The 17222-nt window shown below is 68.8% G+C and carries 18 protein-coding genes; 12 read left to right on the top strand and 6 right to left on the bottom strand.

All coding sequences use genetic code 11. The annotated features are described in order from the left end of the window. The first annotated feature begins 107 nt into the window (after positions 1–107). Together E5198_RS10700 and sfsA are read left to right on the top strand one after the other, a co-directional pair. Positions 108–1289 carry a pyridoxal phosphate-dependent aminotransferase gene (locus E5198_RS10700; protein WP_136489985.1) on the top strand — a complete coding sequence of 394 codons (1182 nt, stop codon included), beginning with the start codon at positions 108–110 and terminating at the stop codon, positions 1287–1289. Beyond that, positions 1279–1986, top strand: coding sequence for a DNA/RNA nuclease SfsA (gene sfsA, locus E5198_RS10705; protein WP_136489986.1), 708 nt, complete (start codon positions 1279–1281; stop codon positions 1984–1986). Before E5198_RS10700 ends, sfsA begins: the two co-directional genes overlap by 11 nt. Before the next feature lie 7 nt (positions 1987–1993). On the opposite strand, the gene E5198_RS10710 is transcribed toward sfsA, so the two are convergent. Further along, on the bottom strand, positions 1994–2317 hold the full coding sequence (locus tag E5198_RS10710) for a Rieske (2Fe-2S) protein (RefSeq protein ID WP_136489987.1): 324 nt from the start codon (positions 2315–2317) through the stop codon (positions 1994–1996). A 125-nt stretch (positions 2318–2442) separates the two neighbouring features. Between E5198_RS10710 and E5198_RS10715 the strand changes: the two genes are divergently transcribed. From E5198_RS10715 to E5198_RS10725, 3 genes are read left to right on the top strand one after another with little or no spacing between them, the layout of a single operon-like run. Next, on the top strand, positions 2443–3480 hold the full coding sequence (locus tag E5198_RS10715) for an iron ABC transporter permease (protein WP_136489988.1): 1038 nt from the start codon (positions 2443–2445) through the stop codon (positions 3478–3480). After that, entirely contained in the window at positions 3480–4247 is a 768-nt protein-coding gene (locus E5198_RS10720) for a heme ABC transporter ATP-binding protein (protein ID WP_136489989.1), read from the top strand. Before E5198_RS10715 ends, E5198_RS10720 begins: the two co-directional genes overlap by 1 nt. A 12-nt stretch (positions 4248–4259) precedes the next feature. Further along, positions 4260–5153 carry a ChaN family lipoprotein gene (locus E5198_RS10725; RefSeq protein ID WP_136489990.1) on the top strand — a complete coding sequence of 298 codons (894 nt, stop codon included), beginning with the start codon at positions 4260–4262 and terminating at the stop codon, positions 5151–5153. Positions 5154–5399: 246 nt separating this feature from the next. Here the strand turns inward: E5198_RS10725 and E5198_RS10730 are convergent, their stop codons facing one another. From E5198_RS10730 to E5198_RS10740, 3 genes are all read right to left on the bottom strand, one after another. Further along, positions 5400–6197, bottom strand: a complete 798-nt coding sequence (locus tag E5198_RS10730) for a Crp/Fnr family transcriptional regulator (RefSeq protein ID WP_136489991.1) — start codon at positions 6195–6197, stop codon at positions 5400–5402. A 103-nt stretch (positions 6198–6300) separates the two neighbouring features. Beyond that, positions 6301–6573: a TfoX/Sxy family protein gene (locus tag E5198_RS10735; RefSeq protein ID WP_136489992.1), complete on the bottom strand. Its 273-nt coding sequence runs from the start codon at positions 6571–6573 to the stop codon at positions 6301–6303. A 140-nt stretch (positions 6574–6713) separates the two neighbouring features. Continuing rightward, positions 6714–8255: a bifunctional aminoglycoside phosphotransferase/ATP-binding protein gene (locus E5198_RS10740; protein ID WP_136489993.1), complete on the bottom strand. Its 1542-nt coding sequence runs from the start codon at positions 8253–8255 to the stop codon at positions 6714–6716. Positions 8256–8370: 115 nt separating this feature from the next. Here E5198_RS10740 and mrcB point away from each other — a divergent pair, with 115 nt between their 5' ends. The 3 genes from mrcB to E5198_RS10755 all read left to right on the top strand — a co-directional run bounded on the left by mrcB (position 8371) and on the right by E5198_RS10755 (position 11811). Then, positions 8371–10722, top strand: a complete 2352-nt coding sequence (gene mrcB / locus E5198_RS10745) for a penicillin-binding protein 1B (RefSeq protein ID WP_136489994.1) — start codon at positions 8371–8373, stop codon at positions 10720–10722. 88 nt (positions 10723–10810) lie between these two features. Continuing rightward, entirely contained in the window at positions 10811–11482 is a 672-nt protein-coding gene (locus tag E5198_RS10750; protein ID WP_136489995.1) for a tetratricopeptide repeat protein, read from the top strand. Continuing rightward, entirely contained in the window at positions 11482–11811 is a 330-nt protein-coding gene (locus tag E5198_RS10755; RefSeq protein ID WP_136489996.1) for a YqcC family protein, read from the top strand. The genes E5198_RS10750 and E5198_RS10755 overlap by 1 nt, the downstream gene beginning before the upstream one ends. A gap of 4 nt (positions 11812–11815) precedes the next feature. On the opposite strand, the gene E5198_RS10760 is transcribed toward E5198_RS10755, so the two are convergent. After that, positions 11816–12250, bottom strand: a complete 435-nt coding sequence (locus E5198_RS10760) for a DUF4124 domain-containing protein (protein WP_136489997.1) — start codon at positions 12248–12250, stop codon at positions 11816–11818. A gap of 400 nt (positions 12251–12650) precedes the next feature. On the opposite strand from E5198_RS10760, the gene E5198_RS10765 reads away from it, so the two are divergent. The 4 genes from E5198_RS10765 (at position 12651) to pssA (ending at position 16897) form a co-directional block, all read left to right on the top strand. After that, positions 12651–14375, top strand: coding sequence for an acetolactate synthase 3 large subunit (locus tag E5198_RS10765; protein ID WP_136489998.1), 1725 nt, complete (start codon positions 12651–12653; stop codon positions 14373–14375). A gap of 2 nt (positions 14376–14377) precedes the next feature. Further along, positions 14378–14869 (top strand): acetolactate synthase small subunit, encoded by a 492-nt coding sequence (gene ilvN / locus E5198_RS10770; RefSeq protein ID WP_136489999.1) that lies wholly within the window; start codon positions 14378–14380, stop codon positions 14867–14869. 44 nt (positions 14870–14913) lie between these two features. Next, positions 14914–15930, top strand: a complete 1017-nt coding sequence (gene ilvC / locus E5198_RS10775) for a ketol-acid reductoisomerase (protein ID WP_136490000.1) — start codon at positions 14914–14916, stop codon at positions 15928–15930. 139 nt (positions 15931–16069) lie between these two features. After that, positions 16070–16897: a CDP-diacylglycerol--serine O-phosphatidyltransferase gene (pssA, locus tag E5198_RS10780; protein WP_136490001.1), complete on the top strand. Its 828-nt coding sequence runs from the start codon at positions 16070–16072 to the stop codon at positions 16895–16897. Positions 16898–16993: 96 nt separating this feature from the next. Here pssA and E5198_RS21835 read toward each other — a convergent pair. Next, positions 16994–17222, bottom strand: a 229-nt coding sequence (locus E5198_RS21835; protein WP_218569053.1) for a hypothetical protein, incomplete at its 5' end; no start/stop codon positions are given.

Below are 17222 nucleotides of genomic sequence, written 5' to 3' on the forward strand. Positions count from 1 at the left end.
CGAACCTACCAGAATCGCCGGGTGGATGCCAGTCCGGGGCGCACACGCTCTGCCACGGCGTGTGACAGTTGGCTAGAATCCGCTTTTGCCCTATCGAGGAGGGCCGCATGGCTCCGTCCTACAGTGCGCGCAGTCGCGCCATCGAACCCTTCCACGTCATGGCCCTGCTGGCGCGCGCCAACGAGCTGCAGGCCGCCGGCCACGACGTCATCCACCTGGAGATCGGCGAGCCGGACTTCGCCACCGCCGAGCCGATCGTGCGCGCCGGCCAGGCCGCGCTGGCCGCCGGGCAGACCCGCTACACCGCGGCGCGCGGCCTGCCGGCGCTGCGCGAGGCGCTGGCCGGCTTCTACGCCAGCCGCTACGGGGTGAGCGTGAGTCCCGAGCGCATCCTGATCACCCCCGGCGGCAGCGGCGCGCTGCTGCTGGCCAGCGCCCTGCTGGTCGATCCGGGCAAGCACTGGCTGCTCGCCGATCCCGGCTATCCGTGCAACCGCCACTTCCTGCGCCTGGTCGAGGGCGATGCCCGGCTGGTGCCGGTGGGGCCCGAGGACAACTACCAACTGAGCCCCGCGCTGATCGAGCGCCACTGGGAGGCCGACAGCGTCGGCGCGCTGGTCGCCTCGCCGGCCAACCCGACCGGCACCGTGCTGTCGCGCGCCGAGCTGGCCGCGCTGTCGGCCGCGCTGCGCGCGCGCGGCGGCCACCTGGTGGTCGACGAGATCTACCACGGCCTGACCTACGGCCTCGATGCCCCCAGCGTGCTGGAAGTCGACGACGGCGCCTTCGTGCTCAACAGCTTCTCCAAGTATTTCGGCATGACCGGCTGGCGCCTCGGCTGGCTGGTGGCGCCGCAGGATGCGGTGCCGGAGCTGGAGAAGCTGGCGCAGAACCTCTACATCAGCGCGCCGACCGTGGCCCAGCACGCCGCACTGGCCTGCTTCGAGGCGGAGACCCTGGCGATCCTCGAGGCGCGCCGCGCCGAGTTCGCCCGCCGCCGCGACTACCTGCTGCCGGCCCTGCGCGCGCTGGGCTTTCGCATCGCCGTCGAGCCGCAGGGCGCCTTCTACCTGTACGCCGACGTCTCGGCGTTCGGCGGCGACTCCTACGCGCTGTGCCGGCATCTGCTGGAGACCGAGCACGTGGCCATCACCCCGGGGCTGGACTTCGGCCGCCACCTGGCCGACCGCCACGTGCGCTTCGCCTACACCCAGGGCGTGCCGCGCCTGGAGCAGGCGGTCGAGCGCATCGCCCGCGGCCTGAGGACCTGGCGGCCCGATGCGCTTTGACCCGCCGCTGGAGGAGGGGCGCCTGCTGCGTCGCTACAAGCGCTTCCTCGCCGACATCGAGACCGCGGCCGGCGAGACGCTGACCATCCACTGCCCGAACACCGGCTCGATGCTCAACTGCATGGCCGAGGGCGGGCGGGTGTGGTTCAGTCGCTCGAATGATCCGAAGCGCAAGCTGCCCAGCACCTGGGAGCTGAGCGAGACGCCGCAGGGCCGCCTGGCCTGCGTCAACACCGCCAGGGCCAATGCGCTGGTCGAGGAGGCGCTGCGCGCCGGCGTCATCGCCGAACTGGCCGGGTTCGCCGGGCTGCGTCGCGAGGTGCGCTACGGCGTGGAGAACAGCCGCGCCGACTTCCGCCTCGACTATGCCGAAGGCGTCGCCTTCGTCGAGGTGAAGAGCGTCACCCTGGGCTTTCCCGGCACGCCGGTGGCGGCCTTCCCCGATGCGCGCACCGAGCGCGGCAGCAAACACCTGCGCGAGCTGGCCGCCCTGGCGCGCCAGGGCGTGCGGGCGGTGCAGCTGTACTGCGTCAACCTGGCGGGCGCCCGGGCGGTGCGGCCGGCGCAGGAGATCGACCCGCACTACGCCGCGGCGCTGCGCGAGGCGCTGGCGGCCGGGGTGGAGGTGCTGGCCTACGGCGCCGAGCTGTCGCCGCAGGAGATCCGTCTGGCCCGGCGCCTGGAGGTGCTGCTCTAGCCAGCGGCTACAGGGTGACCCAGATACCGCCGTCCTGCTCGCGGCAGGCCAGCGCCGCGAGGCTTTCCCCGGCGCAGGGCCCGGCCACGCACTCGCCGCTCTCGATGAGGAACAGCGCGCCATGGGTGGCGCACTGGATCAGGCTGCCGCTGTCGTCGAGGAACTGGTCGGGCTGCCACTCCAGCGGAATGCCGCGGTGCGGGCAGCGGTTGCGGTAGGCGTACACCCGGCCCTCGCGGCGCACCAGCAGCAGGCTGGTACCGGCAATGCTGGCGCCCCGGCTGGCGCCTTCGGGTAGTTGCTGGCTGTCGCACAGGCGCTGCTGATCCATTCCGATTCCCCCCTCGTGTCTGCCGATTATCCCCAGCGTCGCGCATTCCTGCCAGGCCGGGGCTGGCCGTGGCCGCTGCGGGCTCTTATCCTGCAGCGCTGATTTCCCCGGCAGAGCCTTGCGCCATGCATTCCCCCGTCCCCGGCCGCGTGCTGATCCCCGCCCTGCTGCTGCTGCTGGCGCTGGCCTTCTGGCTGGCGCTGGCGCTCGGCCCGGTGAGCCTGTCGCTGGGCGACAGCCTGCGCGCCCTGCTGCGCCTGGCCGGCCTGCCGCTGGCGGGCGCGGATCTGGAGCAGGCCGAGCTGATCGTCGGCCAGATCCGCCTGCCGCGCGCCCTGCTCGGCCTCGCCGTGGGCGCGGTGCTGGCGCTGTGCGGGGTGGCGATGCAGGGACTGTTCCGCAACCCGCTGGCCGACCCCGGCCTGGTCGGCGTGTCCAGCGGTGCGGCTCTCGGCGCGGCGCTGGCCATCGTCGGCGCTGCGCTGCTCGGTGGCGCGCCGGCCTGGCTGGCGCCCTGGCTGCTGTCGGTCTGCGCCTTCGCCGGCGGCCTCGGTGTCACCGCGCTGGTCTATCGTCTCGGCCGCCACGACGGCGAGACGCGGGTGGCGACCATGCTGCTGGCCGGTGTCGCCGTCACCGCGCTGGCGGGGGCCGGCATCGGCCTGTTCAGCTACCTGGCCGACGACGCCACCCTGCGCAGCCTGACCTTCTGGAATCTCGGCAGCCTCAACGGCGCCAGCTACGCGCGGCTGTGGCCGCTGCTGCCGGTGGTGGTGGTGGTGGCGCTGTGGCTGCCGCGCCGCGCCGCGGCGCTGAACGCCCTGCTGCTCGGCGAGTCGGAGGCCCGCCACCTCGGCTTCGAGGTCGAGCGGCTCAAGCGCGAGCTGGTGCTGTGCACCGCGCTGGGCGTCGGCGCGGCGGTGGCGGCGGCGGGGATGATCGGCTTCGTCGGTCTGGTGGTGCCGCACCTGGTGCGCCTGCTCAGCGGCCCCGACCATCGCCTGCTGCTGCCGGCCGCCGCACTGGCCGGCGCCGCCCTGCTGCTGCTCGCCGACCTTGCCGCACGCCTGCTGCTGGCGCCGGCCGAGCTGCCGCTGGGCACCCTCACCGCGCTGCTCGGCGCGCCCTTTTTCCTCTACCTGCTGCGCCGGGAGCGATTCTGATGCTGTGCGCCGAAGGCCTGCAGGTGTGCCGTGGCGGCTGCCCGGTGCTGAGCGGGATCGACCTGCAGCTGCGCCCCGGCGAGCTGTTCGGCGTGCTCGGCCCCAACGGCGCCGGCAAGAGCACCCTGCTCGGCGCGCTGTGCGGCGAACTGGCGCCTTCCGCCGGGCGGGTGCTGCTGGACGGCCGCCCGCTGGCCGCCTGGGCCGGGCGCGAGCGGGCGCAACGGCTCGCCGTGCTGCCGCAGAGTTCGACGCTGAGCTTCGCCTTCCGTGTCGACGAGGTGGTGGCCATGGGCCGCCTGCCCCATGCCAGCGGCCGCCAGCGCGATGGCGAGATCGTCGCCGCGGCGCTGGCGGCGGCGGACATCGCCCATCTGGGCGGACGCAGCTACCTGGCGCTGTCCGGCGGCGAGCGCCAGCGCGTGCACCTGGCGCGGGTGCTCGCCCAGCTGTGGCCGGGCGAGGCAGGCCAGGTGCTGCTGCTCGACGAGCCGACCGCGATGCTCGACCCGCTGCACCAGCACGCCATCCTGCAGGCGGTGCAGGCGCTGGCCGCGCGCGGCGTGGCGGTGCTGGTGATCCTCCATGATCTCAACCTGGCGGCGCGCTACTGCGACCGCCTGCTGCTGCTCGCCGGCGGCCGCGTGCAGGCCCTGGGCACCCCGGGCGAGGTGCTGCAGCCCGAGCCCATCCGCGCCGTGTTCGGTCTCGAGGTGCTGGTGCAGCGCCACCCCGAACGCGGCCATCCACTGATCATCGCCCGCTGAGGAAGAACGTCGATGCGCATCCTGCTGCTGCTCTGCCTGACCCTGCTGGCCGCCTGCCAGTCCTCTCCGCCGTTGCCGCCGCTGCCGCAATGGCAGGGCCCCGAGGGGCGCGGGCATGGCGAGCTGGGGGCGATCGTCGACCTGCGCAGCGGCGAGCGGCTGACCCCGGCGCAACTGATCGAGCGCCTGGCGCCGGCCAGGCGCCTGCTGGTCGGCGAGCGGCACGACAATGCCGACCACCACGCCCTGCAGCTGTGGCTGCTGCGGGCGCTGGAGCGCCGCCGCGCACCGGGCAGCCTGCTGCTGGAGATGCTCGAGCCCGGCCAGCAGGCGTCGGTCGACGCCGTGCGCGCCCGGGTGGCGCGCAGCCAGTGGCCGGCCGACCTGCCGGCGGCGCTGGCCTGGCAGAAGGGCTGGGACTGGCAGCAGTACGGTGCGCTGGTGCGCCATGTCCTGGCCCGGCCGGAGCCGCTGCTGGCCGCCAACCTGACCCGCGCCGAGGTGATGCGGGTCTATCGCGAGGGTGCGCCGCTGCCGGGAGCGTCCGCGGGTGCAGCGACGGTGCGTGAGGCGCTGCTCGGGCAGATCCGCGAGGCGCACTGCGATCTGCTGCCGCCGGGTCAGCTGCCGGCCATGCTGGCGGTGCAGCAGCAGCGCGACCGGCGCATGGCCGAGCGCCTGCTGGCGGCGCCGACCCCGGCGGTCCTGCTGGCGGGTGGCTATCACGTACGTCGCGATCTCGGCGTGCCGCTGCACCTGGCCGATCTGGGCGCGGGCGGGGGTGTGCTGGTGCTGCAGCTGGCGGAAGTCGGCCAGCCGGTCGGTGCCGACCAGGCCGACTTCGTCTGGTACACCCCGGCGCCGCCGCCGCAGGATCATTGCGCCGGCCTGCGCCCGGCGCGCTGAGGAGGGGCCATTCCGCCAGGCAAAAAAAGACCCGGCGCGTGCCGGGTCGAAACCGTGATTAGCCTGATGAGGAGATAAACCGGAGAAACGACTGCCATCTCTCGTTTATCGGCCGGTCTCGCGACCAGCTGAGTTGATGATAATTGTTTTCATTTAAGAGTCAAGCGCATTTGAGCTGTTTTTTCTGGCATGAAAAAAGGCGAGCGGATTGCTCCGCTCGCCTTGGGCTCGTTAACCGTCTGCGCTTCAGGCAGGCTGCTCGTCGCGCAGCTGGGTGACCTCCTGATTGAGCAGGCGCACGCGGCGGGCCAGGCTCTCGATCAGGCTGTGGGCGATGCGCGGATTGCTGTGCATCAGGCTGACGAACTGTTCCTTGGGGATCGCCATCACCGTGCAGGGCTCGCTGGCGATCACCGTGGCGCTGCGCTGTTCGCCGGTGAACACCGCCATGGCGCCGAAGATCTCGTCCTTCTGCACGTCGCCGACCCGGTGGCCGTCGACGAATGCCTCCGCATGTCCTTCGACGATGATGAACACGTTGTCGGCTTCGTCACCCTGGTGGATCAGTTCCTCGCCGGCGGCGAAGTGCAGGAAGCCGGTGCTCGGCCGCAACTCGGGCTGGCGCAGACGGGCGAGGGCATCGGAGAGCAGGGCGATCTGGCCGCTGAGATACTGGGTGAGCAGTTCCTGGCGCCGCGGGTCGGCATGGATGTGGGCGAAGGCGGCGGCGCGTGCGTAGGGGCGCAGGCGCACCGGGTCTTCGCAGCCGATGCGGCAGGCGGGCAGTTCGAGCCCCTGGCGCAGGCCGAGCAGGTCGCCCTCGCAGAGGTAGAACACCGGGCGCTCGTCGATGCTGGCCTGCAGCAGGCCGCTCTCGACAAGGAACAGTTGGTCGCCGGGCAGGGCGCCGAGCACGTCCGGCCGATCGGCGATCTCCAGCGCGGGCCCGGCAGGCTCGAGGCCCTCCAGCATCTGGGCGGGCAGGCTCTGCAGGTGGTTGATCAGTTGATCGGCGTAGGCCGGTTGCTCGCCGGTGAGATACATGGGCGCGATTCCTTGAAGGGCAGTTCGAACGATGGCGCCAGGCGCCTGTAGACAATAGGGCTTTCGCCGCGCCAGGTAAATTCGCTGCTGTGGAGGTTGTGAGCTAGCTCTTGTTGCGTGGTTCCTGGACATCAAGCTGGGCCAGCAGGCGGGCCTTGTGCTCGTCGCTCAGCTCGCTCCAGTGGCGGTCGAGCAGGGCGCCCTCGATCGAGTAGAGCAGCACCCGCGAGGCGTTGAAGCCGCGGGCCAGCACCGCGCGGTAGGCGGCGACCGCTCCGCGACGGCGCAGTTCGCTGGCACTGTGGATGCCGACGGCATGCAGCCAGAGTGCCGAAGTCTTGCCGAGGTTCTTCATCTGCAGCAGCTCGTCGTTCATTCCTTCCCCCTTGCTCGCCGGCGCTACCGGAGGACGCCCTGCAACTCCGCGTTTTCGGCGTCTTGCAGGGAAGTCTAGTCGGCGCCGGAAAGCCCGCGACTACCGTCAGTCGCGGGCTGCAGGGGCAGTGGTGACGCGCTTCAGATGCCGGGCAGGTGGCGACGGATGCGCTCGACCAGGCCGTCGAGGCTGGCGGCCTCGTGGGTGTCGATGCGCCCGCTGTGGGCCTGCTCGTCGGCATCGAGCGGTTCGCGCCCTGCTTCCTGGTCCTTGATTACCGCCAGGGTCGCGTCGGAAGGATCGCGCCCCTCGCTCTGCCGTTCGGCCAGCCAGGCGGCGATCACCGCCTCGGGGGCGTGGCAGTCGAGGATCAGGAAGGGCACGCCGGTCAGCTCGGCCATGGCCTGGGCGGCCTGGCGCTGGCTGCGCTTGAGGTAGGTGGCGTCCAGTGCCACCGGAAAGCCGGCCTGGAGGATGTCGCCGGCCAGCGCGTGCAGGCGAGCGTAGGTGGCCTCGCTGGCGCTGGTCGAGTACAGCTCGGCTTGCGCGGCGTCGGGGTGCAGGCGCTTGCGCTCGACGTCCGAGCGCAGGCGGATCGCGCCGAAGGCTTCGACCAGGCGCAGCGCCACGTGGCTCTTGCCGACCGCGGAGACGCCATGGGTGATGGCCAGGAAGCGTGCCGGGATGGCGGCGTAGCTCTCCGCTAGGGCGGCATAGTTGCGGTACTGGCGCAGGATCACCGCACGCTCGACCGGATCCTGCTCCTGGGCCAGGCGGAACAGGCTGATCTTGGCGCGTACCATGGCGCGGTAGGCCTTGTAGAACGGCAGCAGGGTCAGGCCCCGGTAGTCGCCGGTGTGCTCCAGGTAGGCATTGATGAAGCGCCGGGCCAGCGCCTTGAGGCCGCGGTCCTCGAGGTCCATGGCGAGGAAGGCGGCGTCGCTGATCACGTCGATCAGGCGGAACGGCTCGTTGAACTCGATGCAGTCGAACAGCACCGGACGCTCGTCCAGCAGGGTGACGTTGGCCAGGTGGATGTCGCCGTGGCACTCGCGGATGAAGCCGTCGGCCTTGCGCTGCTCGAGCAGCGGCTGCAGGCGGGTGAAGGTGTCCTCGGCCCAGGCCTCGAGGTGGCGCAGCTGCTCGAGATCGGCGGCCTCCTCGAGCAGCGGGCGGATCTGCTCGAAGTTCTGCCGCACCGGCGCCATCACCGCCTCGGCGCTGCCCAGCGGATGCTCCAGCGGCACGCGGGCGGCCTCGGCGTGCAGGGCGGCGATGCCCTCGGCCAGGGTGTCGATGTGCGCGGGTGTCAGCTCGCCGCGGGCCAGCACGTTGGACAGCAGGCCGCTCTGCGGGAACTGGCGCATCTTCAGCACGTGGTCGAGGATCGGGCCGTCGCCGCCGAGCTGCGGGGCATCGAGGCTGCCGGTGACCGGCAGCACCTCGAGGTAGAGGTCCGGGGCGGTGCGCTGGTTGAGGCGCAGCTCCTCGCGGCAGAAGTGCGCGCGGGCCTCGGCGCTGCTGAAATCGAGGAAGCCGAAGTCGACCGGCTTCTTCAGCTTGTAGGCGTAGGGGCCGGTGAGCAGAACCCAGGAGATGTGCGTCTCGATGACGTCGAAGCCCTCCACCGGGTGCGGATACAGGGCAGGATTCTGCAGGGCCTCGATCAGGGACTGGGGCACAGGGCGTCCTTTTCGTCGGAAAAATGGCTGGGCCCGCATTATGGCGGCTGCAGTCGGTCGTGCAAACCGCCGGGCGTCTCATCCGTCCGCCGCCAAGTGCGTATAATGCCGCGCCATGAGCAGATCCCGTACCCCCACCCCACGCAACTCCCGCAATCCCCGTTCCCGCCGGAAACCGGCCAGCACCGGCCGGCCGTGGCTGCGCTGGCTGGTCAGGCTCGGCCTGGTCGGCCTGGCGCTGTTCGCCGTGCTGATGGTCTATCTGGACGGGGTGGTCCGGGAGAAGTTTTCCGGTCAGCGCTGGACGGTGCCGGCCAAGGTCTATGCCCGTCCGCTGGAGCTGTTCACCGGCCTCAAGCTGAGTCGCGAGGACTTCCTCGCCGAACTGCAGGCGCTCGGCTACCGGCGCGCCAGCAAGGTGCAGGGCCCCGGCGAGCTGGCGGTGAGCGGCAACCAGGTCGAGCTGCATACCCGCGGCTTCCAGTTCTACGAGGGCGCCGAGCCGGCCCAGGTGCTGCGCGTGCGCTTCTCCGGCAACCAGGTGGCCGGCCTCGGCCAGGCCGGCGGCGAGCTGGCGGTGGCGCGCCTCGAGCCGCTGCTGATCGGCGGGCTATACCCGGCGCACAACGAGGACCGCATCCTCATCCAGCTCGGTGAGGTGCCGCCGTATCTGGTGGAGACCCTGATCGCCGTAGAGGATCGCGAGTTCTACAACCATTTCGGCGTGTCGCCCAAGTCGATCGCCCGCGCCATGTGGGTCAACGCCAGCTCCGGCGCGCTGGTGCAGGGCGGCAGCACCCTGACCCAGCAGCTGGTGAAGAACTTCTTCCTCAGCAACGAGCGCAGCCTGACCCGCAAGGCCACCGAGGCGCTGATGGCGCCGCTGCTGGAGCTGCACTACGACAAGCAGCAGATTCTCGAGGCCTACCTCAACGAGGTGTTCCTCGGTCAGGACGGCCAGCGCGCGATCCACGGCTTCGGCCTGGCCAGCCAGTACTTCTTCGGCCAACCGCTGGCCGAGCTGCGCCTGCACCAGGTGGCGCTGCTGGTCGGCATGGTCAAGGGGCCGTCCTACTACAATCCGCGGCGCTATCCGGAGCGCGCCCTCGAGCGGCGCAACCTGGTGCTCGACCTGCTCGCCGAGCAGGGCGTGGCCAGCGCCGAAGAGGTGGCCAAGGCCAAGCAGGCGCCGCTGGAGGTCAGCAGCCGCGGCAGTCTGGCCAACAGCTCCTATCCGGCCTTCCTCGACATGGTCAAGCGTCAGCTGCGCCAGGACTACCGCGAGCAGGATCTCACCGAGGAGGGGCTGCGCATCTTCACCAGCCTCGATCCGATCCTCCAGCTCAAGGCCGAGACGGCGATGGCCGACACCCTCAAGCGCCTGGGCAACCGCAAGGGCGTCGACGAGGTCGAGGCCGCCATGGTGGTGACCAATCCGCAGACCGGCGAGGTGCAGGCGCTGCTCGGCAGCCGCCAGCCGCGCTTCGCCGGTTTCAACAGGGCGCTGGACGCGCAGCGGCCGATCGGTTCGCTGATCAAGCCGGCGGTGTACCTGACCGCCCTGGAGAAGCCCAGCCAGTACACCCTGACCAGCCTGCTGGCCGACGAGCCGTTCTCGATCAAGACCGCCGACGGTCAGGTCTGGCAGCCGAAGAACTACGACCGCCGGGCCCACGGCACCATCTTCCTCTACCAGGGGCTGGCGCAGTCGTACAACCTGTCGACCGCCAAGCTGGGTCTCGAACTGGGCGTGCCCAGCGTGCTGAAGACCGTCAACCGCCTCGGCGTCGAGCAGGACTGGCCGGCCTATCCGTCGATGCTGCTGGGCGCCGGCTCGCTCAGCCCGATGCAGGTGGCGACCATGTACCAGACCCTGGCCAACGGCGGCTTCAACACTCCGCTGCGCGCCATCCGCAGCGTGCTGAACGCCACCGGCGAGCCGCTCAAGGGCTACCCCTACGAGGTGCAGCAGCGCTTCGATCCGGGCGCCATCCACCTGGTGCAGGAGGCGATGTACCGGGTGATGCGCGAGGGCACCGGGCGCTCGGTGTACAACCAGCTGCCGTCCTCGCTGATCGTGGCCGGCAAGACCGGCACCAGCAACGACTCGCGCGACAGCTGGTTCGCCGGTTTCGGCCAGGATCTGCTGGCGGTGGTGTGGATGGGCCGCGACGACAACGGCAAGACGCCGCTGACCGGTGCCACCGGCGCGCTGCAGGTGTGGACCGGTTTCATGCGCCGCGCCGTGCCGGCCCCGTTGGATACCACGCCGCCGGACAACGTGACCCGCGCCTGGGTCGACCCCTACAGCGGTCAGGGCTCCGATCCGAGCTGCCCGGGCGCGGTGCAGATGCCGTATATTCGCGGCAGCGAGCCGCCGGCGGGGCCGCCGTGCGGCCTGCCGCAGGAGCTGCAGCAGCCGGCGCAGCAGGTCATGGACTGGGTGCGTGGCTGGCTGGAGCAGTGAGGGCACTTCGTTCCGCTGCGCAGTGTCCAACCGGGGGAGCGGCAGCAGGGCTGCCCGTGACGCAAACTTCTTGGCAAGGGGACTGGATGTGAACAAGGTTTGGTTGGTGCCGCTGGCGCTGCTGCTTCTGGCGGGTTGTGCGACGCCGGTGCAGCGCGGCTCGATTCCGGTGGTGGAGGCAGGGCGTCCGGTGGGGCCGGGAGGCGTGGCCGTGGCCCGGCCGCAGGCCAGCATGCCGCAGGCGGCGCCGCGCGCGCAGCCGCAGGACTCCGGGGTGACAGTGGTGCCGCAGGCCGTCGGTGCACCGATCCAGACCTATCCGGCGGCAGTTGGCAGTGCCCCGCTGAGCACCGGGGGCGGCTTCGTTGCTCAGCCGCCGGTGAGCAATGTGCCTCCGGCCGGGGCATCCTCGGTCACCCTGGCGGCGGACGAGCGTCTCGATGGGCCGGTGCTGGCCCTGCTGACTTCGGCACAGCAGATGGAGCGCAGCGGCAACCTCACTGGCGCTTCGGCCAGCCTGGAGCGCGCCCAGCGCATCGCGCCGCGCGAGCCGCAGGTGCTCTATCGCCTGGCCGAGGTGCGCCTGGCCCAGGGCAATCCGGCCCAGGCCGAACAGCTGGCTCGCCGCGGCCTGACCTATGCGGGCGGCCGGCCGGCGCTGCAGGCCAGCCTGTGGGAGGTGATCGCGCGGGCGCGCGAGCAGCAGGGTGATGCCGCGGGCGCGGCGCAGGCCCGTCAGCGCGCCAAGGTCCAGTTGTGATGGATGCGCGTATCCCTGTCGTCGCCGACCAGCTGCTGCTGATCGAGCGCGAGCTGCGCCGGCTGGGCTGGTGGGCGGCGGTGGCGCCCGAGGCCGAGCGCCTGGCCAGCATCGAGCCGTTCTGCGTGGATACCCTGGCTTTCGAGGAATGGCTGCAGTGGATCTTCCTGCCGCGGATGAAGATGCTCATCGAGCAGCAGGCGCCGCTGCCTGGTGCCTGCGCGCTCCTGCCGATGGCGGAGGTGGTATGGGCGGCGCGTGGCGAGCAGGTGGCCGTGCTGCTGCGCCTGCTCGACGAGTTCGACCGCCTGCTGGCAGCGGGCGCCTGACGGCCTATTCGCAGTGCTCGCCGATGGCCTTCTCGGCCTCGGCGATCTTCGCCTGGCGCTCCTCCTCGGTGAGCCGCCGGGTTTCCCCGTCAATCTTCATGAGCAGGCGCGGGCTGTTGCGCAGCTGGGCCAGATTGGTGCGCTGGGCGGTGCAATATTCTCGGCGCTCCTTTTCCTTCTGCGCGACCTCGCGGCGTACCCGCTCGTCGATCTCCGCCTGCGTGGGCGGGGCGTCTTCGCTGGCCGTCGCGCTGGCGGCGACCGGGGCGGGATGGGGGGGCTGCTTGGCGGGCGGCACCAGGCTGGCGTCACCGCCCTGCGGTGGCTGGGCGGTGAAATGGGTGATGCCCTGGGCATCGACCCACTTGTAGATCTGTCCGGCGCTGGCGGCGCCAGCGCAACCGAGCAGCAGGGTGGCTAGGAGAAGGTGGCGGCGCATGCAGGGGTCCTTGTTATCGCGGAGAAACCGGCGACAACTATACCCAAAAGCCCTGCGCTGCCATTCTGCGCTGGGTCACAGGCGGGCTGGCGCGGCGCCGTGAACTTCGGCTTGACTTGCCGGTGGCGAATCCGAACAATCTGCGATTCGCTGTAGCGAGCCCATCCTGTGGCTCCTCGGCAGACCATGAGGTGCACACCCGCGCCGCCCAAGCCAGGCCCTGTCACGCGTTACCTCGCGCCGGGGTGGGAGTTTTCCGTAACACCAGGAGCGCTCCCGATACTTGCTAAGTCAGCAGCTGACGTCGCCGGCGACTACCGTCGCCCATGCTCTGCCTGGCAGTTAACCGAACTTCGGTCGCCCTCTCGAGGGTGTTTCTCAGGCGTTCTAGAGGTGAAACGTGGAGCTTTTATCAGGCGCTGAAATGATCGTCCGCTTCCTGCGCGACGAGGGCGTGAAGTACATCTACGGGTACCCGGGTGGTGCCGTTCTGCATATCTACGATGCGCTTTTCAAGGAAAAGTCCATCGAACACATCCTGGTCCGTCACGAGCAGGCCGCCACCCACATGGCCGACGGCTATGCCCGCGCGACCGGCAAGGCCGGCGTGGTGCTGGTGACTTCCGGCCCGGGGGCGACCAACGCCATCACCGGCATCGCCACCGCCTACATGGACTCGATCCCCATGGTGGTGCTGTCCGGCCAGGTGCCGAGCAACATGGTCGGTACCGACGCCTTCCAGGAAACCGACATGGTCGGCATTTCCCGGCCGATCGTGAAGCACAGCTTCATCATCAAGCACCCGTCGGAAATCCCCGAGGTGCTGAAGAAGGCCTTCTACATCGCCGAGTCCGGTCGTCCCGGCCCGGTGGTCGTCGACTTCCCCAAGGACATGACCAACCCGGCGGAGAAGTACGAGTACGTCTACCCGAAGAAGGTCAAGCTGCGCTCCTACGGTCCGGCCGTGCGCGGCCACTCCGGGCAGATCCGCAAGGCGGCCGAGATGCTGCTGGCGGCCAAGCGCCCGGTGCTCTACTCCGGCGGCGGCGTGATCATGGGCAATGCTTCGGCGCCGCTGACCGAGCTGGCGCGCATGCTCAACCTGCCGGTGACCAACACCCTGATGGGCCTCGGCGGCTATCCGGGCAGCGACCGCCAGTTCCTCGGCATGCTCGGCATGCACGGCAGCTACACCGCCAACCTGACCATGCACCACGCCGACGTGATCCTCGCCGTCGGCGCGCGCTTCGATGACCGGGTGATCAACGGCGCGCCGAAGTTCTGCCCGAACGCCAAGATCATCCACATCGACATCGACCCGGCGTCGATCTCCAAGACCATCAAGGCCGATGTGCCGATCGTCGGTCCGGTCGACAGCGTGCTCACCGAGATGGTGGCCATCCTCAAGGAAATCGGCCAGAAGCCGAACCAGGAGGCCCTGGCCAGCTGGTGGAAGCAGATCGAGGAGTGGCGCGGCAACCGCGGCCTGTTCCCCTACGACAAGGGCGACGGCAGCATCATCAAGCCGCAGACCGTGATCGAGACCCTCTACGAGGTCACCCGCGGCGATGCCTTCGTCGCCTCGGACGTCGGCCAGCACCAGATGTTCGCCGCCCAGTACTACAAGTTCGACAAGCCCAACCGCTGGCTGAATTCCGGCGGCCTGGGCACCATGGGCTTCGGCCTGCCGGCGGCCATGGGCGCCAAGCTGAACTTCCCGGATGTCGACGTGGCCTGCGTCACCGGCGAGGGCAGCATCCAGATGAACATCCAGGAGCTGTCGACCTGCCTGCAGTACGACCTGCCGGTGAAGATCGTCACCCTCAACAACCAGGCCCTCGGCATGGTCAAGCAGTGGCAGGACATGGTCTACAGCGGCCGTCACTCGCACTCCTACATGGACTCACTGCCGGACTTCGTCAAGCTGGTCGAGGCCTACGGCCACGTCGGCATGAAGATCACCCGGCTCGAGGACCTCAAGCCGAAGATGGAAGAGGCCTTCGCGCTCAAGGATCGCCTGGTGTTCCTGGACATCCAGGTGGATGCCAGCGAGCACGTTTACCCGATGCAGATTCGTGACGGCTCCATGCGCGACATGTGGCTGAGCAAGACGGAGCGCACCTGAACATGCGACACATCATCTCCCTGCTCCTGGAAAACGAACCCGGCGCGCTGTCGCGTGTGGTCGGCCTGTTCTCCCAGCGCAACTACAACATCGAAAGCCTGACCGTGGCGCCGACCGAGGACCCGACCCTGTCGCGTCTGACGCTGACCACCGTCGGCCAGGATGAGGTGATCGAGCAGATCACCAAGAACCTCAACAAGCTGATCGAAGTGGTCAAGCTGGTGAACCTGTCGGAAAGCGCCCACATCGAGCGCGAGCTGATGCTGGTCAAGGTCAAGGCCACCGGCGCCCAGCGCGCCGAGATCAAGCGTACCGCCGACATCTTCCGCGGCCAGATCGTCGACGTCACCAGCAGCGTGTACACCGTGCAGCTGGCCGGCACCAGCGACAAGCTCGACAGCTTCATCCAGGCCATCGGCACCACGTCGATCCTGGAAGTGGTCCGCAGCGGCGTCACCGGCATCGCCCGCGGCGACAAGACACTCAGCATCTGATTTTGAACCAGGCCCGTGAGGCCGCACTGAACCGAGGGTTTTCCATGCACGTTTACTACGACAAAGACTGCGATCTGTCGATCATCCAGGGCAAGAAGGTGGCCATCATCGGTTACGGCTCCCAGGGCCATGCCCATGCCTGCAACCTGAAGGACTCCGGTGTCGACGTGACCGTCGGCCTGCGCGCCGGCTCGGCCAGCGTCGCCAAGGCCCAGGCTCACGGCCTGAAGGTTTCCGAAGTCGCCGAAGCCGTGGCTGCCGCCGACCTGGTGATGATCCTGACCCCGGACGAGTTTCAGGGCCGCCTGTACAAGGACGAGATCGAACCGAACCTGAAGAAGGGCGCCACCCTGGCCTTCGCCCACGGCTTCTCCATCCACTACAACCAGGTCGTACCGCGCGCCGACCTCGACGTGATCATGATCGCGCCGAAGGCCCCGGGTCACACCGTGCGCTCCGAGTTCGTCCGTGGCGGCGGCATCCCGGACCTGGTCGCCATCTACCAGGACGCTTCCGGCAACGCCAAGAACGTTGCCCTGTCTTACGCCTGCGGCGTCGGCGGCGGTCGTACCGGCATCATCGAAACCACCTTCAAGGACGAGACCGAAACCGACCTGTTCGGCGAGCAGGCCGTGCTGTGCGGTGGCTGCGTCGAGCTGGTCAAGGCCGGTTTCGAGACCCTGGTCGAAGCCGGTTACGCGCCGGAAATGGCCTACTTCGAGTGCCTGCACGAGCTGAAGCTGATCGTCGACCTCATGTTCGAAGGCGGCATCGCCAACATGAACTACTCGATCTCCAACAACGCCGAGTACGGCGAGTACGTCACCGGCCCGGAAGTGATCAACGCCGAATCCCGTGCTGCCATGCGCAATGCCCTGAAGCGCATCCAGAACGGCGAATATGCCAAGATGTTCATCACCGAAGGCGCGGCCAACTACCCGTCGATGACCGCCTACCGCCGCAACAACGCTGCCCATGGCATCGAAGTGGTCGGCGAGAAGCTGCGCGCCATGATGCCGTGGATCGCTGCCAACAAGATCGTCGACAAGACCAAGAACTAAGGTCTGCGATGAGGAAAAGACGCGGCTACGGCCGCGTTTTTTCTGTCCGTCGTTCTGCTATAAACCGTGGGTGGCCGGCCTGCGGCGTGAATCCGTTGCCGGCCGGTCGAAATGTCATTGCGATCTAAGGTGTGTACCCATGAGTGAACAACCCGGTGAGCCGAACAAGGCGCCTGAAAGCGAGAGCCTGCTGCCGATCGACGAGCACGTCGAGGAGGGGCAGGATGCCGAGGGGCGCAAGGTCAGGCATCGTGGTGTCTACCTGCTGCCCAATCTGTTCACCACCGCCAACCTGTTTGCCGGTTTCTTCTCCATCGTCAGCGCCATGAACGGCAAGTTCGAGGTCGCTGCCATCACCATCTTCGTGGCCATGGTGCTGGACGGTCTGGACGGGCGCGTGGCGCGCCTGACCAATACCCAGAGCGCCTTCGGCGCCGAGTACGACTCGCTGTCGGACATGGTCGCCTTCGGCCTGGCTCCGGCGCTGCTGGCCTACAAGTGGGCGCTGTCCGGCCTGGGCAATGTCGGCCTGACCGTCGCCTTCATCTATGCGGCCTGCGCCGCCCTGCGCCTGGCGCGCTTCAACACCCAGATCGGCAAGGTCGACAAGCGCTACTTCATCGGTCTGGCCAGTCCTGCTGCGGCGGGAGTCGTGGCCGGTACGGTGTGGGCACTGAAGGACTTCGGCGTCGATGGCGTCGACATGCCAGTGCTGGTAGTGCTGCTGTTCGCCCTGCTGGTGGCGGCGGCCGGAGCGCTGATGGTCAGCAACATCAAGTACCACAGCTTCAAGGACTTCGACCTCAAGGGGCGCGTACCTTTCGTGGCCATCCTGGTCGTGGTTCTGGTGTTCGCAGTGATCTTCAGCGACCCGCCGCGGATCCTGCTGCTGATCTTCCTCGCCTATGCAGCCTCCGGGCCGGTGCAGCGTCTGCTGCAGGTGCGTCGCCGTCGCCAGGCAGAGTAGGGCTGGAAGGGATGGTGCTGACTGCCTGTCGGCGCCATTCTTGATGGGTTGTGTAATGGTTCTGCAAAAAAGTCGTTGACGTCGTCGCCGATGTCTCTATAATGCGCCCCACTTCCAGCGGCAAGCTGATCGAAAAGCCTTGTAAATCAAGTGCTTGGATTGGGTGGTGGAAGTGCAGGGTTGCTTTCCTGCGGCGTCGTCAGTCTCCGGGTTGAAGGCGCGTTGCTCGGAGGTGTTGACAGCGGCTATGGTTGCTGTATGATTCATCTCCCTCGCTTCGGTGGTCGAGTTCTTCGCTGAAGCGCAAGCGGTTGATTCGAAAAGA

This window comes from Pseudomonas sp. A-1 (assembly GCF_004801855.1).
Lineage (GTDB): Bacteria > Pseudomonadota > Gammaproteobacteria > Pseudomonadales > Pseudomonadaceae > Geopseudomonas.

What these genes read in the sequence shown, in the direction of transcription:
- E5198_RS10700 (WP_136489985.1), top strand. Translation starts at nt 108, where the DNA reads ATGGCTCCGTCCTACAGTGCGCGCAGTCGCGCCATCGAACCCTTCCAC.
- pssA (WP_136490001.1), top strand. Translation starts at nt 16,070, where the DNA reads ATGAGTGAACAACCCGGTGAGCCGAACAAGGCGCCTGAAAGCGAGAGC.
- E5198_RS10760 (WP_136489997.1), bottom strand. Translation starts at nt 12,250, where the DNA reads ATGCGCCGCCACCTTCTCCTAGCCACCCTGCTGCTCGGTTGCGCTGGC.
- E5198_RS10720 (WP_136489989.1), top strand. Translation starts at nt 3,480, where the DNA reads ATGCTGTGCGCCGAAGGCCTGCAGGTGTGCCGTGGCGGCTGCCCGGTG.
- ilvC (WP_136490000.1), top strand. Translation starts at nt 14,914, where the DNA reads ATGCACGTTTACTACGACAAAGACTGCGATCTGTCGATCATCCAGGGC.
- E5198_RS10755 (WP_136489996.1), top strand. Translation starts at nt 11,482, where the DNA reads ATGGATGCGCGTATCCCTGTCGTCGCCGACCAGCTGCTGCTGATCGAG.
- E5198_RS10735 (WP_136489992.1), bottom strand. Translation starts at nt 6,573, where the DNA reads ATGAACGACGAGCTGCTGCAGATGAAGAACCTCGGCAAGACTTCGGCA.
- E5198_RS10715 (WP_136489988.1), top strand. Translation starts at nt 2,443, where the DNA reads ATGCATTCCCCCGTCCCCGGCCGCGTGCTGATCCCCGCCCTGCTGCTG.
- mrcB (WP_136489994.1), top strand. Translation starts at nt 8,371, where the DNA reads ATGAGCAGATCCCGTACCCCCACCCCACGCAACTCCCGCAATCCCCGT.
- E5198_RS10710 (WP_136489987.1), bottom strand. Translation starts at nt 2,317, where the DNA reads ATGGATCAGCAGCGCCTGTGCGACAGCCAGCAACTACCCGAAGGCGCC.
- ilvN (WP_136489999.1), top strand. Translation starts at nt 14,378, where the DNA reads ATGCGACACATCATCTCCCTGCTCCTGGAAAACGAACCCGGCGCGCTG.
- sfsA (WP_136489986.1), top strand. Translation starts at nt 1,279, where the DNA reads ATGCGCTTTGACCCGCCGCTGGAGGAGGGGCGCCTGCTGCGTCGCTAC.
- E5198_RS10730 (WP_136489991.1), bottom strand. Translation starts at nt 6,197, where the DNA reads ATGTATCTCACCGGCGAGCAACCGGCCTACGCCGATCAACTGATCAAC.
- E5198_RS10725 (WP_136489990.1), top strand. Translation starts at nt 4,260, where the DNA reads ATGCGCATCCTGCTGCTGCTCTGCCTGACCCTGCTGGCCGCCTGCCAG.